The 13,914-nt window shown below is 67.2% G+C and carries 14 protein-coding genes; 11 read left to right on the top strand and 3 right to left on the bottom strand.

Annotation, left to right across the window (positions count from 1 at the left end; genetic code table 11):
• The first annotated feature begins 13 nt into the window (after positions 1-13).
• The 4 genes from HIV01_RS17370 to HIV01_RS17385 all read left to right on the top strand — a co-directional run bounded on the left by HIV01_RS17370 (position 14) and on the right by HIV01_RS17385 (position 4,337).
• Positions 14-652: an HAD hydrolase-like protein gene (locus tag HIV01_RS17370; RefSeq protein ID WP_200604134.1), complete on the top strand. Its 639-nt coding sequence runs from the start codon at positions 14-16 to the stop codon at positions 650-652.
• Positions 653-861: 209 nt separating this feature from the next.
• Positions 862-2,328: a pyruvate kinase gene (gene pyk, locus HIV01_RS17375; protein ID WP_200604135.1), complete on the top strand. Its 1,467-nt coding sequence runs from the start codon at positions 862-864 to the stop codon at positions 2,326-2,328.
• A gap of 244 nt (positions 2,329-2,572) precedes the next feature.
• On the top strand, positions 2,573-3,175 hold the full coding sequence (locus HIV01_RS17380) for a hypothetical protein (protein WP_207527025.1): 603 nt from the start codon (positions 2,573-2,575) through the stop codon (positions 3,173-3,175).
• Between the two features lie 151 nt (positions 3,176-3,326).
• Positions 3,327-4,337, top strand: a complete 1,011-nt coding sequence (locus HIV01_RS17385; RefSeq protein ID WP_200604137.1) for a class I fructose-bisphosphate aldolase — start codon at positions 3,327-3,329, stop codon at positions 4,335-4,337.
• 83 nt (positions 4,338-4,420) lie between these two features.
• Here HIV01_RS17385 and HIV01_RS17390 read toward each other — a convergent pair whose 3' ends face one another.
• Positions 4,421-6,109 (bottom strand): M14 family zinc carboxypeptidase, encoded by a 1,689-nt coding sequence (locus tag HIV01_RS17390; protein WP_200604138.1) that lies wholly within the window; start codon positions 6,107-6,109, stop codon positions 4,421-4,423.
• 240 nt (positions 6,110-6,349) lie between these two features.
• Between HIV01_RS17390 and napE the strand changes: the two genes are divergently transcribed.
• Genes napE through HIV01_RS17420 form a run of 6 tightly spaced genes read left to right on the top strand, consistent with a single transcriptional unit; the run spans position 6,350 to position 10,994 of the window.
• Complete coding sequence (gene napE, locus HIV01_RS17395; RefSeq protein ID WP_200604139.1) at positions 6,350-6,511, top strand: periplasmic nitrate reductase, NapE protein; 162 nt, start codon at positions 6,350-6,352, stop codon at positions 6,509-6,511.
• A gap of 1 nt (position 6,512) precedes the next feature.
• Complete coding sequence (napF, locus tag HIV01_RS17400; protein ID WP_200604140.1) at positions 6,513-7,010, top strand: ferredoxin-type protein NapF; 498 nt, start codon at positions 6,513-6,515, stop codon at positions 7,008-7,010.
• Positions 7,007-7,315: a chaperone NapD gene (locus HIV01_RS17405; protein WP_200604141.1), complete on the top strand. Its 309-nt coding sequence runs from the start codon at positions 7,007-7,009 to the stop codon at positions 7,313-7,315. The genes napF and HIV01_RS17405 overlap by 4 nt, the downstream gene beginning before the upstream one ends.
• Complete coding sequence (napA, locus tag HIV01_RS17410) at positions 7,312-9,804, top strand: periplasmic nitrate reductase subunit alpha (protein ID WP_200604142.1); 2,493 nt, start codon at positions 7,312-7,314, stop codon at positions 9,802-9,804. The genes HIV01_RS17405 and napA overlap by 4 nt, the downstream gene beginning before the upstream one ends.
• Before the next feature lie 12 nt (positions 9,805-9,816).
• The gene (locus HIV01_RS17415; protein WP_200604143.1) at positions 9,817-10,395 is read left to right on the top strand and encodes a nitrate reductase cytochrome c-type subunit; all 579 of its coding nucleotides are present in this window, start codon (positions 9,817-9,819) and stop codon (positions 10,393-10,395) included.
• The gene (locus tag HIV01_RS17420; RefSeq protein ID WP_200604144.1) at positions 10,395-10,994 is read left to right on the top strand and encodes a NapC/NirT family cytochrome c; all 600 of its coding nucleotides are present in this window, start codon (positions 10,395-10,397) and stop codon (positions 10,992-10,994) included. Before HIV01_RS17415 ends, HIV01_RS17420 begins: the two co-directional genes overlap by 1 nt.
• 24 nt (positions 10,995-11,018) lie before the next feature.
• Here the strand turns inward: HIV01_RS17420 and HIV01_RS17425 are convergent, their stop codons facing one another.
• Together HIV01_RS17425 and cysK are read right to left on the bottom strand one after the other, a co-directional pair.
• Complete coding sequence (locus HIV01_RS17425; RefSeq protein WP_200604145.1) at positions 11,019-11,543, bottom strand: O-acetyl-ADP-ribose deacetylase; 525 nt, start codon at positions 11,541-11,543, stop codon at positions 11,019-11,021.
• 16 nt (positions 11,544-11,559) lie between these two features.
• A complete protein-coding gene (gene cysK, locus HIV01_RS17430) occupies positions 11,560-12,513 on the bottom strand; it encodes a cysteine synthase A (protein ID WP_200604146.1) in 954 nt (317 codons plus the stop codon).
• 302 nt (positions 12,514-12,815) lie between these two features.
• On the opposite strand from cysK, the gene HIV01_RS17435 reads away from it, so the two are divergent.
• Positions 12,816-13,913: an efflux RND transporter periplasmic adaptor subunit gene (locus HIV01_RS17435; protein ID WP_200604147.1), complete on the top strand. Its 1,098-nt coding sequence runs from the start codon at positions 12,816-12,818 to the stop codon at positions 13,911-13,913.
• Position 13,914: the final 1 nt, after the last annotated feature.

The raw sequence follows: 13,914 nt of genomic DNA on the forward strand, positions 1-13,914 counted from the left end.
GTCCGTAACCGCGATGGCCACGGTGTTCTTCGACATGGACGGCACGCTGATCGACTCGGCCGTCGGCATCACCCGCTGCGTCGAGCATGCACTGGTGAAGATGGGCCTGCCGGTGCCGCCGCAGTCGGAACTGCGGCGCTGGATAGGTCCGGCGCTGCGCACCAGCTTTGGTCCGCTGCTCGACGATCCGCAGGACGTCGAGCAGGCGGTGCTGCACTACCGCGACCGCTTCGAGAGCGACGGCTGGGCCGAGCACGAGGTCTATGCCGGCATCGGCGAGACGATCGAGGCGCTGCATGCGGCCGGGCATCGGCTGGCGGTGGTCACCGCCAAGAACGAGCCGCACGCACGCAAGATCGCCGCGCACCTGCCGTTCGGGCATCGCTTCGACGACATCGTCGGCGCGACCCTGGACGGTCGCATCAGCCACAAGGACCAGTTGATCGCCGAAGCGTTGCGGCGCTTCGACGTTGCCGCCGGCGAGTGCTGGATGATCGGCGACCGGCGCATGGACATCGAAGGCGCGCGTCATCACGGCATGCGCAATGTCGGCGTGCTGTGGGGTTTTGGTGGCGAGGCGGAACTGCGCGAGGCCGGGGCGCTGCACCTGGCGGCTGCGCCCGGGGAGCTGCAGGGGCTGCTGGCGGCCTGATCGCGGGTCGGGAGTGTGGGTGGTCTGCTTTTGGTGGGGTGATTCCAGACCACTTGCCTGCATGCCCCGCGGTATGGACGACCCTCGTCCCGGATTGCATGCGTATTCAATTCGAATGACCGCACAGCTGTGCTAGCGTCGCCCGAATCAACGGATTCGCTCTTGAGCCAATCCGCACCGACAATCCGCACCAGGCGAAGCAGCATTCGATGACGACCACCCAGCGCCGCACCAAGATCCTCGCCACCCTCGGCCCGGCCACTGATCCGCCGGGCGTCCTCGACGCACTGCTCACTGCCGGCGTCGACGTAGTCCGACTCAATTTCTCGCACGGCGATCCGTCCTCGCAGGTCGCCCGCGCCGAAGCCGTGCGCGAAGCGGCCAAACGTGTCGGCGTGGAAGTCGGCATCCTCGCCGACCTGCCCGGTCCGAAGATCCGCATCGAGCGATTCGCCGAAGGCAAGGTCCTGCTCAAGGCCGGCGACCGCTTCGACCTGGTCGCCAGCGCCGATGCGCCTCCCGGCAACCTGCGCGAGGTCGGCGTGAGCTACCTCGGCCTGCCCGACGACGTGCGCCCCGGCGACGTCCTGCTGCTCGACGATGGCCTGCTGCAGCTGCGCGTCGGAGCGATCGAAGGCGAGCGCATCATCACCACCGTCCTCAACGACGGCGCACTGTCGGACCGCAAGGGCCTCAACAAGCAGGGCGGCGGCCTGTCGCTGGGCGCGCTGACCGAGCGCGACAAGGAACTGATCCTGGTCGCGGCCGAACTGGGCGCAGACTTCATCGCGGTGTCGTTCTGCCGCAACGCCGAAGACATGAACGAGGCGCGCCGCATTGCCCGCGCCGCCGGCTGCGACGCCGCACTGGTGTCGAAGATCGAGCGTGCCGAGGCGATCGAGAACCTGTCGGAGATCGTCGACGCCAGCGACGTGGTCATGGTCGCGCGCGGCGACCTGGGCGTGGAGATCGGCGATGCCGAGCTGCCCGGCCTGCAGAAGAAGATCATTCGCGAGGCGCTCGAGCGCAATCGCGTGGTGATCACCGCCACGCAGATGCTGCAATCGATGGTCGACAGCCCGATCCCGACCCGCGCCGAAGTGCTCGACGTCGCCAACGCCGTGATCGACGGTACCGACGCGGTCATGCTGTCGCAGGAATCGGCCGCCGGCCGCTATCCGGTGAAGGCGGTCGAGGCGATGGCGCGCATCTGCCTGGGTGCCGAACGCCAGTTCAACCGCGACACCGATTTCGAGGCCGCCCCGCGCAACCTCGAGCGTGCCGACCAGGCGATCGCGATGGCGGCCATGTTCCTGTCCGAGCACATCGGCGTGCGCGCGATCGTGGCGATGACCGAATCGGGCGGTACCGCGCGCTTCCTGTCGCGCTTCCGCTCGCAGGTGCCGATCTTCGCGATGTCGCGCCACGACGGCGCGCGTCGTCGCATGACGATGATGCGCGATGTCGTCGCCTATGCCTTCGACAGCCGTGGCCTGAGTTCGCGTGACGCCGCGCGCAGCGCGATCAAGGAACTGTACGACCAGGACCGTCTCAGCGTCGGTGACCGGGTGATGTTCACCAGCGGCGACCACATGGAACAGCACGGCGCGACCAACACGCTGCGCCTGTTGCAGGTCGGTGCGGACGGCACCGCCGAAGGCCTGGGCGAACTCTAGCCTGCCATCCGCAGGAGCGAGCTTGCTCGCGACGAAGTTCGCTCCTACGAATGCTGGAAATCGTGCGAAGGCGGCGTGATGGCCGCCTGATCAATCCGGGCGCGTTGGCGATAGCAATCCCTCCCCCAGGGGAATTGCCGTGGCAAACGCAAGGTTCGGTAGACCCAGCCGCTCGTCGCTGCTGTTGCAAGGCATCGCGACAATCGCCTCCAGCATCATGCTGTGCGCGTGCACGACCGTGGGCATGCACACCCAGGAGCGATTCGCCGTCAATTACGGTCCGCCGGTGCAGATGCGCGTGTGCGTGCTGCGCACGGCCGATGTCAGCGAGCAGCGCGTCGAGAAGTTGATCGCCGCGGTCAACACCGAGTTCGAGCCCTACGGCATCGACGTGGTGGTGCCCTGGGTGCGGCCATGGACGCGTTCCGGTTTCGCCCACCGCAGCCTGTTCGACGATGTCATCGCACACGAACTGGAAGCGCCGTGCGATCGCCTGGTGGCCTTCGTCGACCGCAACGCCGGCGATTTCCTCTGGGGCCTGCTGATGCCCGAAGTGCTGGGCAGCGTCGATGATCCCACCCACACGCGCGGCTTCGTGGTGGCCACGCAGGTCTCGCTCAACCAGGTGTTCACGCCGCCGGGCAAGGCGACAGTGCACGAGTTCTACCATCTGCTTGGTTGTCCGCACGCCGGCGAGTTGACCGACTGCTACGCGCAGATCGCGGCACTCAAGCGCAACATCGATCCTGCCGCCGATTTCTTCCCGGGGGTGGACGAGTACGGCCAGCCGCTGAAGACGCGGGACGCCGCCAACCACACGTTGCGCCAGGCCATCGCTGGGCAGTGAGCCGGCGCGGGCCGGCAACGGCGCCCGAAATTGGTATTGAAATTCGGGGTGCCGGTTGCGCAAGTCATTGATTCACCGTGGCCGGCCCCGGGCGGGAATGCTGCGCTGCCGCTATAATGCCGGGCTTCCCACCGCTCCCGCAGGACGTCTCATGAGCATCGAACAGCTTGCCGAAACCGCCCAGGCCATGGTGGCCCCGGGCAAGGGAATCATCGCCATCGATGAGTCCACCAGCACCATTGCCAAGCGCTTCGCAGGCGTCGGCATCGAGAACACCGAAGAGAATCGCCGCGCCTACCGCGAGCTGCTGCTGGCCACGCCCAAGCTGAACGACTACATCTCCGGCGCGATCCTGTTCGACGAGACCATCCGACAGTCGACCAAGAGCGGCATCCCGTTCGCCCAGTACATGTCCGACAACGGCATGATCCCGGGCATCAAGGTCGACAAGGGCACTCATGCGCTGGCCGGCTTCCCGGGCGAAGTCGTCACCGAAGGCCTCGATGGCCTGCGTGCGCGCCTGGAGGAGTACTACAAGCTCGGCGCCCGTTTCGCCAAGTGGCGCGCGGTGATCAACATCGGTGACGACATCCCGTCGGGTACCTGCATCGACTCCAATGCCCATGCGCTGGCCCGCTACGCGGCGCTGTGCCAGGAGCAGGGTCTGGTGCCGATGGTCGAGCCGGAAGTGATCATGGACGGTTCGCACGACATCGAGACCTGCTACGAGGTCACCGAGGTCACGCTGCGTTCGCTGTTCGCTTCTCTGTACGAGCACAACGTGATGCTGGAAGGCACGATCCTGAAGGCTTCGATGATCCTGCCGGGCACCACCAGCGGCGAGAAGGCCAGCGTCGAGGACGTCGCCGCGGCGACCCTGCAGTGCCTGAAGTCGACCGTGCCGGCGACCCTGCCGGGCATCGTGTTCCTGTCCGGTGGCCAGGCCGACGAGGACGCCACCGCGCACCTCAACGCCATGAACCAGATGGGTCCGAACCCGTGGCCGCTGTCGTTCTCCTACGGCCGCGCCATGCAGCAGGCGGCCCTGAAGCTGTGGTCGCAGGACCTGATCAACAACTTCGCCAAGGCCCAGCAGACGGTGTACGAGCGCGCTCGTGACAACGGCCTCGCCGCGCTTGGCCAGTGGAAGCAGGCCGCGTAAGCGTCGCTTTCAGGAACCATCAGAAAAGCCGGCCTTGTGCCGGCTTTTTTGTTGGCGAGTGGTCTGCCGGCGGACCGGTGTGCCTAGTCGGCGATTACCGTGAAATACGCCGCATCCGGCGTGCCGACGCTGCCACCGGCGTCGCTGCCGCGGACGAAGACGACATGGCGGCCTGGCGCCAGGCCCTGCGTGTTGACCACCGCGCGAACGCTCTCGCGGCTGGTGTCCCAAGTGCCGTCGCTGGGCTGCATCGCGACCCTGGTCGCACCGGCGGTCCAGGGACGCTGGTCGAGGTAGGCCGAAGCGGCGCGGATCGCGTGCACCGGCTCGGCACCGTTGCTCTGGTTGCTGCGGCCGTCGTCGATCGTGGCGGTCACGGTCACTGCCTGGCCGGCGCTGACGCTCGCCGGCGATACCGCCACCGCCAGCGTGTCGGGCCCGGTCGGATAGACGTAAGGCGCGGTCAGGTTGCGCGCGGCGTAGCGCAATGCCGCCAGGTTCTTCGGCAGCGTGGTGGACTCGAACGTCGCGCAGCTCTCGAAGAACGCCACGCCCATCTCGATCGTGTAGCTGGGCACGCCGAGCAGGCCGTACATCGTGTCGGTGTTGGTGCCGTCGGCGACATACAGCCCGACCCACTGCTTCGGCGCATAACCGTTGTGCCAGGCAATCCGGCGGCCGAGCGTGCGCAGCGCCGTCGCGTTCGCGGTCGCCGTGGAGGAGTACGCCCAAGGCCACAGCACCAGGCGCGAGTAGCTGTGCAGGTCGACGAACAGACCGCGATAGTCCTGCGGTGCCGCGGCCGTGGCGGCATCGCCACGGCGATCGGGGAACACGCCGCCGCGCCAGGTGCCGCCGGCATCGGCGACACCGGCGATGTAGCGCAGCAGGTTCTGCGTTTCCGGCTCCGAACCCTGCTGCGGACCGCGATAAGTGCCCGCGCACGGATTGCCGCTGGAGCCACCGGCGGCGCCGTTCCAGCGAAACGGGAAATTGCGGTTGAGGTCGATGCCGTAGTTGCTGGCGGTGCACGAACCGTTGCTGGTGTTGACGTTCTTGCGCCACGAGGCGCCAGCCTCGGCGCGCTTGCGCCCGTCCGGATTGCCCTGCAACACGAAGTGGAAGCGGTACGTATCCAGCAACCACGTCGCCTCGGCGTTGCTGCCGTACCCGTCGACCAGCCATTGCGCGAAGCGGGTCAGCACCTCAGCAGGCGTGTACTCGCGCGCATGGATGGAGCCCAGCAGCACCATGCTCGGCTTGTTGGCAATGCTGGCGTCGGTGGCGCTGTTTCCGAGCACCAGCACCTTCATCGGGTAGCCCGCCGCCGGATCGCGACTGCGCAGCCAGCTCGGACCGATGTCCACGACCCGCGCCAGATCCGGCCGGTCTCGCGCGATCTGCTGCATTGTGTCGTAGGTTTCCTCGATGGTGCGGTAGCAGGCGAACCCGGGGATCGCCTCGGTGCGCACCTGCCCGGATTGCAGCAGCGCTTCATCCACTTCGCGCATGCGTTCGGTGGCGACCTCGTCGACGCGGGCATCGACACCAGCCCTGCGCAGCGCAAGGTACTCGTCGTAGGTCGCCTCGAACGCGGCGGTTCGGGCGTGCTCGTCAACGCTCACGTGCTGGAAACGTGCCGCCAGGTATTGCAGCTGGGCACGGTTCCCATACTGGACGCTGACGAAGAGCAGCTGATCATCTTTGCCGACCGCGCCCGCGCCACTTGCGGCGGCCGACCATAACAACAGCGCAGCGAGTCCCGGGCGCATCAAACAGCTCCATTGCCGGACTTCCGGATCGTGCGCCGGTACGGTGTAAATGCGGCTGAAGCCCGCGCACGCGGTCATTTTACGGAGCGTTAACACGAGGCCTTAACACGCCGTGGGTTACCAATGACGGCGGCGTTGATCCGTCCCTTCCTGACCGGATTTGAGTTGGATCAAGGAAGGCGACGGAGCGTGGCGTCATCCTCGCTGCGAACGGAATGGATCTTCGTGATGGAGCCAGCCATGGGCCAGCCAGACCACGCGGTCATCAAACGGCGCGAACGCATCGCCTTCCTGCTGCTGACCGCGGTCGTATTCCCGCTGGTGACGGTGATGATCGTCGCCGGCTACGGTTTCCTGGTCTGGATCTGGCAGATGTTCGCCGGCCCGCCGACGGGCCACTGACATGTCCGCCGTGCCGGATCGCTCACGTCGCGCGCTGCTGCTGGGCCGCAGCCAGGCCCGCGCGCCGCTGCGCCCGCCGTGGGCGTTGGCCGAAGCCGACTTCGTCGAGGCCTGCACCGGCTGCGGCGCCTGCATCGAGCGCTGCCCCGAGCAGGTGCTCGTGCGCGGTGCCGCCGGCTACGCCGTGTTCGACCCGCGCCTGGGTGAGTGCACCTTCTGCGGCGATTGCGCCGACGCGTGCGAGCCGAGGGCGATCAATCGCGCCGCTGTCGACGTCCCCTGGCGCACGCTGGCCAGCGCCGGCGACGCCTGCCTGCCGCGCCATGGCGTGGTCTGTTCGAGCTGCCGCGATGCCTGCCCGGAGCGGGCGATCGCGTTCCCCCTTTCGACTTCCGTGCCGACGCCCGTCATCGACCCCGCGCGCTGCACCGGCTGCGGTGCCTGCGTGAGCGTGTGTCCGGTCGACGCTCTGACACTGATGCAGCAGGAGCAGGCATGAGCAGCGATACCAGCGCCAACGAAGTCCACATCGCCAGCTTCGTCGTCCAGCACCGTGACGAGGCCGCGGCCGCTCTCGCGACCTGGATAGCCGCCAGCGACGACATGGAGCTGGCGCGCAGCGAGGGCACGCGCAGCATCGTGCTGTGCGAATGCGCCGACCAGTACGCGCTGCTCGATCGCATCGAGGCCCTGCGCTCCGTCCCGGGCGTGCTCAACGTGCTGCTGGTCTACCACCACGCCGAACCGGGCGATGCGCTCGACGCGCCCATGCCCACACTTACCGTCACCGGAGTCGCGCCATGACCACCCGCCGCGAGTTCATCCGCAATACCGCGGTCACCACCGCCGCGGCCGCCGCCGGCATGTCACTGCCGGGTGGCGCCGCCAACATCGTCACCGAAGGCGACCTGACCGCGTTGAAGTGGGACAAGGCGCCGTGCCGGTTCTGCGGCACCGGCTGCGGCGTCAACGTCGCCGTCAAGAGCGGTCGCGTCGTTGCCACGCACGGCGATGTCCATGCCGAGGTCAACCGTGGCATCAACTGCATCAAGGGCTACTTCCTGTCGAAGATCATGTACGGCAGCGACCGCCTGACCAAGCCGCTGCTGCGCAAGAAGGACGGCGTCTACGCCAAGGACGGGGACTTCGTCGAAGTGGAGTGGGACGAGGCCTTCGACGTCATGGCCGCGCAGTTCAAGCGTGTGCTCAAGAACAAGGGCGGCGACGGCATCGGCATGTTCGGCTCTGGCCAGTGGACCATCTTCGAGGGCTACGCCGCCAACAAGCTGATGAAGGCCGGCTTCCGCAGCAACCACATCGATCCGAACGCGCGCCACTGCATGGCCTCGGCGGTGATGGGCTTCATGCGCACCTTCGGCATGGACGAGCCGATGGGTTGCTACGACGACTTCGAGCACGCCGACGCGTTCGTGTTGTGGGGTTCGAACATGGCCGAGATGCACCCGATCCTGTGGACGCGGGTGACCGACCGCCGCCTGACCAATCCCAACGTCAAGGTTGCCGTGCTGTCGACGTTCGAGCATCGCAGCTTCGAGCTGGCCGACATCCCGATCGTGTTCAAGCCGCAGACCGACCTGGTCATCCTCAACTACATCGCCAACCACATCATCAAGAGCGGCAAGGTCAACAAGGAATTCGTCGACAAGCACACCAGCTTCAAGCAGGGCAACGACGACATCGGCTACGGCCTGCGCCCTGAGCACCCGCTGGAAGTGAAGGCGAAGAACGCCAAGGATGCCAACGGCGGCAAGGTCATCGACTTCGACCAGTTCGCCGCATTCGTGGCGCCATACACGCTGGAGAAGACGGTCGAGATGACCGGGGTGGAAGCGGGCTGGTTGCAGAAGCTGGCCGAGCTCTACGCCGACCCGAAGATCAAGGTCACCTCGTTCTGGACCATGGGCTTCAACCAGCACACACGCGGCGTGTGGGCCAACAACATGGTCTACAACCTGCACCTGCTGACCGGCAAGATCGCCACGCCCGGCAACAGCCCGTTCTCGCTGACCGGGCAACCGTCGGCCTGCGGTACCGCGCGCGAGGTCGGCACCTTCAGCCATCGCCTGCCGGCCGACATGGTGGTGACCAATCCCGAGCACCGCAAGCATGCCGAGGAGATCTGGAAGATCCCGCACGGCATCATCAAGGCCAAGCCCGGCTACCACGCGGTCGAACAGAACCGCGCACTCAAGGACGGCAAGCTCAATGCCTACTGGGTGCAGGTCAACAACAACATGCAGGCCGCGGCCAACCTGCGCGAGGAAGGCTGGCCGGGCTATCGCAATCCGGACAACTTCATCGTCGTCTCCGATGCCTATCCGACCGTGACCGCGCAGGCCGCCGACCTGGTGTTGCCGGCGGCGATGTGGGTGGAGAAGGAGGGTGCCTACGGCAACGCCGAGCGCCGCACGCAGTTCTGGCACCAGCTGGTCAATGCGCCGGCGCAGGCACGCTCGGACCTGTGGCAATTGATGGAATTCTCCAAGCGCTTCACCACCGACGAGTGCTGGCCGGCGGATATCCTCGCCGCCAACCCGGCCTTCAAGGGCAAGACCCTGTACGACGTGCTGTACCGCAACGGCAATGTCGACAAGTTCCCGCTGGACGACATCGAGAAGGGCTACGCCAACGACGAGTCCACGCACTTCGGCTACTACGTGCAGAAGGGATTGTTCGAGGAGTACGCCGCCTTCGGTCGTGGCCATGGCCATGACCTGGCGCCGTTCGACGACTACCACCGCACGCGCGGCCTGCGCTGGCCGGTGGTCAACGGCAAGGAAACGCGCTGGCGCTACCGCGAAGGCGCCGATCCCTACGTCAAGGCCGGCACCGGCTACCAGTTCTACGGCAACAAGGACAACCGCGCGGTGATCTGGGCGCTGCCCTACGAGCCGCCCGCCGAGTCGCCGGACAAGGAATACGACATGTGGCTGGTGACCGGGCGCGTGCTCGAGCACTGGCATTCGGGTTCGATGACGATGCGCGTGCCGGAGCTGTACCGCAGCTTCCCGACCGCGGTGATCTTCATGAATCCCGACGATGCCAGGGCGCGCGGCCTGAAGCGCGGTGACGACGTGCGCGTGATCTCGCGCCGCGGCGAGATGCGCACGCGGGTGGAGACGCGCGGTCGCAACCGCATGCCGCCGGGCGTGGTGTTCGTGCCGTGGTTCGATGCCGGCCAGCTGATCAACAAGGTCACGCTCGACGCCACCGATCCGATCTCCAAGCAGACCGACTTCAAGAAGTGCGCGGTCAAGGTACTGGGCGCCTAGGAGGGCATCGCCATGCGCAACAAGCCTTTGTGGATTGCCGCCGCCATGACCGTCGGGTTGATGGCGCTGATCTTCTTCGCCGGCTGGCTGTTCGGGCGAGTGGTCGGCAAGCACGAGCGCGCCTCGGAGGCACGCGTCGCGGCGACCGCGCCGGCGGAGCCCGCGGAGTCCGCGATCGGTCGCACCGGTGCGCGCCAGCTCGATGCGCTGCGCCGTGGCGTCCCGGTCGACCAGGAGGCGGTGCCGCTGCCGATGGCGCGAGTGGAGAACGTCGATCGCAAGCGCGAGCGCGCCTACCCGATGCAACCGCCGACCATCCCGCATGCCATCGACGGCTACCAGGTCGACAAGAACAGCAACCGCTGCATGCTCTGCCATGCCCGCGCCAATGCCGAGAAGTTCCAGGCGCCGCCGGTCAGCGTGACCCACTACATGGACCGCGACGACCAGTTCCTGGCGTCGATCTCTTCGCGCCGGTACTTCTGCAACCAGTGCCACGTGGTGCAGACCGATGCGCCGGTGCTGGTCGCCAACAACTTCGAGGACATCGACAAGGTCCTCGCCGCCGCTGAAGCGAAGGGGAACCCGTGATGTTCCGGCGCTGGTTCGAGCGTCTCAAACCGTACCTGCGCACGCTGCGCTCGCCCAGCGTGCATTACAGCTTGGGCTTCTTGGTGGCCGCGGGGTTCATCGCCGGCATCCTGTTCTGGGGCGGGTTCAACACCGCGCTGGAGGCGACCAACACCGAGAAGTTCTGCACCGGTTGCCACGAGATGCACGACAACGTGTTCCAGGAGCTCAAGTCGACGATCCACTACAGCAACCGCTCCGGCGTGCGCGCGACCTGCCCGGACTGCCATGTCCCGCATCAGTGGACGGACAAGATCGCGCGCAAGATGCAGGCGTCGAAGGAAGTGTGGGGCAAGCTCTTCGGCACCATCAACACGCGCGAGAAGTTCCTCGACCACCGCCTGGAACTGGCGATGCACGAATGGTCACGTTTGAAGGCCAACGATTCGCTGGAATGCCGCAACTGCCACGACTACGACTCGATGGACCTGACCCGGCAGGGATCACGCGCGTCGCAGATCCACAAGCGCTGGCTGGGCACGGGCGAGAAGACCTGCATCGATTGCCACAAGGGCGTGGCGCATCGCCTGCCGGACATGGCGGGCGTGCCGCAGGGGTGACTCGCGTCGCCTGGCTCGCGTCGCCTAGATCGAATCCAGCACAGCGCGGTAACGCTGCGCCATGTCGCTGCCGAAGCAGGCGAAGGTCACTGCAATCGGTTGCTTGTGCGCGGCCTGCCATGCATCCACCGTCGCCACCGCCAACGGCACCGCCAGTTGCGGTGGGTAGCCGTAGACGCCGCAGCTGATGGCGGGGAAGGTGATCGATTCGACACCGTGCTGCAACGCCAGCTCCAGGCTGTTGCGATAGCAGGCCGCGAGCAACGCGGGCTCACCCGCATGGCCGCCGTGCCAGATCGGCCCGACGGTGTGGATCACATGGCGCGCGGGAAGGCGATGGCCTCCGGTGATGCGCGCCTCGCCGGTCGGGCAGCGAACACCGGGCCGCACCTGCGGCAGCTTGCGGCATTCCTCGAGCAGGCCGGGGCCGGCGCCGCGGTGGATCGCACCGTCGACGCCGCCGCCACCGAGCAGTGTCTCGTTGGCGGCATTGACGATGGCGTCGACCGCCAGGATCGTGATGTCGCCTTCGAACACGTGCATGTTCATGACGGTTCCGGGTTGCTTACAACCCCGCCAGCCACTCGTCGTCGGAACCCTCGTTGACGCCCTCGAACAGGAACGTGCTCAGGTAGCGCTCGCCGGTGTCGGGCAGCATCGCCAGGATCACCGAACCCTTCTCGGCATTGCGCGCCACTTCCAGCGCCGCCGCGGCGGTGGCACCGGCGGAGATGCCGACGAAGATGCCTTCCTCGCTGGCCAGGCGCCGCGCGGTGTCGCGTGCGAGCACGTCGTCGATCGGCAGGATCGCGTCGGCGACGTCGCGGTTGAGCACCGCCGGAACGAAGTCGGGAGTCCAGCCCTGGATCTTGTGCGGCTGCCATTCCTTGCCCGACAGCAGCGCAGCGCCGGCCGGTTCGCAGGTGGTCACGCGCACTTCCGGTCGAGCGACTTTCAGCACCTCGCCGACGCCGGTGAGCGTGCCGCCAGTGCCCCAGCCGGTGACGAAATGGTCGAGCCGGCGTCCGGCGAAATCGCGCAGGATCTCGGCCGCGGTGGTCTGGCGGTGGTAGGCGGGATTGGCCTCGTTCTCGAACTGGCGGGCGAGGAACCAGCCGTGCTTCTTCGCCAGCTCCTCGGCGCGGCGCACCATGCCGCTGCCGCGTTCGGCGGCCGGGGTCAGGATGACCTTGGCGCCGAAGGCACGCATCAGCTTGCGGCGCTCCATCGAGAACGTTTCCGACATCGTCGCGACGAACTTGTAGCCGCGCGCGGCGCAGACCATGGCCAGCGCCACGCCGGTGTTGCCCGAGGTCGCCTCCACCACCGTGTCGCCCGGCTTGAGCTGGCCGCGCGCTTCGGCGTCGAGGATGATCGCCAGCGCCAGGCGGTCCTTGACCGAGCCGCCGGGATTGAAGGCTTCCACCTTGGCGTACACGGTGACGTGGTCGGGAGCGAGGCGATGCAGGCGCACAACGGGGGTGCGGCCAATCGTGTCGAGGATGCTGTCGTGGATCATTTCTTTCGACTCCAGGCTGGGGTGGGAAGTCGTGCGGGGCCGTCGCGTGGCGAGGGCCGGGCGCCGATGGGGCGCCGACAGTGTGATCGCCGGCGCAGATTGCCATAGTCCGGGCGCCGTGGGAGTCCGGGGAGCCCGGCGGGGAGCAGGGGCGAGGGCGGCCCCTGCCTCCCTGGCCGCAGGTCAGGCAGTCACAGGCTGTGCACAGTGAGCTGTCAACCAATGGCCTACGCAGGCGTTAACCCTGGACAGCTAGAATCCAATGGTTTGGGCACGCCGCTGCCCCACGTTCAGAGAGCCGCATGCGACTTACCCCGGGATTCCAAGCCAGCTGCCTGCTGGTTTTCGCCTTCGCGCTGGCCGCGTGCGGCAGCAATGACGCCAAGCAGCGCGACGGCGGCGGCGATCGTCCGATCCCGGTGACCACCCAGCAGGTGACCATGCAGCCCTGGAGCGACACCGTGCTGGCGCTGGGCAACGTCAAGGCGCGCGAGTCGATCACAGTGAGCGCCAAGGTCAGCGAGACGGTGGAGCAGGTGCATTTCAACAGCGGCGACATCGTCGTTGCCGGTGCGCCGCTGATCACCCTGACCGGCCGCCAGCAGCAGGCTGCCCTGGCCCAGGCCGAAGCGGCGGCCAACGAATCCGAGCAGCTCTTCCAGCGCCAGACCGAACTGGCCGGGCAGCAACTGATCGCACGCTCCACCCTCGACACCCAGCGCGCCGCACGCGACGTCGCCCGCGCCCGCGTCGCGCAGATGCGCGCCGACATCGGCGACCGCGTGATCCGCGCACCATTCAGTGGCGTACTGGGCATCCGCCAGGTCAGCCCGGGCGCGCTGGTCACGCCGGGCACGCCGATCGCCACCCTGGACGACACCGCGCGTGTCTATGTCGACTTCCCGGTGCAGGAGGCGATGCTGGCCAGCCTCGCCGTTGGCCAGCAGGTCAGCGGCACCAGCACGGCCTATCCGGGCCGCCGCTTCGAGGGCGTTGTCAGCACGATCGATGCGCGCGTCGACGAAGCCACCCGCGCGATCACTGTACGCGGCGACTTCGCCAACGACGGCCGCGAACTGCGTCCGGGCATGCTGCTGCAGGTGACGCTGGTACGGCCGGAGCGCCAGGCGCTGCTGGTGCCGGAAATCTCGATCGTGCAGGTCGGCACCGACAGCTTCGTCTACCGGGTCAAGCCCGATTCCTCGGTCGAGCGCGCCGACGTCAAGGTCGGCAGCCGCCGCGACGGCAAGGCCGAGGTCACGCAGGGACTGAAGGTCGGCGACCGCATCGTCGTCGACGGCACCGGCAAGCTGCGCGTGGGCAGCCGGATCACTGACCTGAAGGCCGACCAGAAAGCGGGCGCCCATGTAGACGGGGCCGCGACGGCCAACCGGGGCTGAG

The sequence above is a fragment of the Lysobacter arenosi genome, from assembly GCF_016613475.2.
GTDB classification, from domain to species: Bacteria; Pseudomonadota; Gammaproteobacteria; order Xanthomonadales; family Xanthomonadaceae; genus Lysobacter_J; species Lysobacter_J arenosi.

Coding starts and splice junctions, on each gene's coding strand:
- HIV01_RS17390 (WP_200604138.1), bottom strand. CDS start 6,109: ATGCGCCCGGGACTCGCTGCGCTGTTGTTATGGTCGGCCGCCGCAAGT.
- napA (WP_200604142.1), top strand. CDS start 7,312: ATGACCACCCGCCGCGAGTTCATCCGCAATACCGCGGTCACCACCGCC.
- HIV01_RS17420 (WP_200604144.1), top strand. CDS start 10,395: ATGTTCCGGCGCTGGTTCGAGCGTCTCAAACCGTACCTGCGCACGCTG.
- napE (WP_200604139.1), top strand. CDS start 6,350: ATGGGCCAGCCAGACCACGCGGTCATCAAACGGCGCGAACGCATCGCC.
- HIV01_RS17425 (WP_200604145.1), bottom strand. CDS start 11,543: ATGAACATGCACGTGTTCGAAGGCGACATCACGATCCTGGCGGTCGAC.
- HIV01_RS17405 (WP_200604141.1), top strand. CDS start 7,007: ATGAGCAGCGATACCAGCGCCAACGAAGTCCACATCGCCAGCTTCGTC.
- napF (WP_200604140.1), top strand. CDS start 6,513: ATGTCCGCCGTGCCGGATCGCTCACGTCGCGCGCTGCTGCTGGGCCGC.
- HIV01_RS17370 (WP_200604134.1), top strand. CDS start 14: ATGGCCACGGTGTTCTTCGACATGGACGGCACGCTGATCGACTCGGCC.
- HIV01_RS17435 (WP_200604147.1), top strand. CDS start 12,816: ATGCGACTTACCCCGGGATTCCAAGCCAGCTGCCTGCTGGTTTTCGCC.
- cysK (WP_200604146.1), bottom strand. CDS start 12,513: ATGATCCACGACAGCATCCTCGACACGATTGGCCGCACCCCCGTTGTG.
- pyk (WP_200604135.1), top strand. CDS start 862: ATGACGACCACCCAGCGCCGCACCAAGATCCTCGCCACCCTCGGCCCG.
- HIV01_RS17415 (WP_200604143.1), top strand. CDS start 9,817: ATGCGCAACAAGCCTTTGTGGATTGCCGCCGCCATGACCGTCGGGTTG.
- HIV01_RS17385 (WP_200604137.1), top strand. CDS start 3,327: ATGAGCATCGAACAGCTTGCCGAAACCGCCCAGGCCATGGTGGCCCCG.
- HIV01_RS17380 (WP_207527025.1), top strand. CDS start 2,573: ATGCACACCCAGGAGCGATTCGCCGTCAATTACGGTCCGCCGGTGCAG.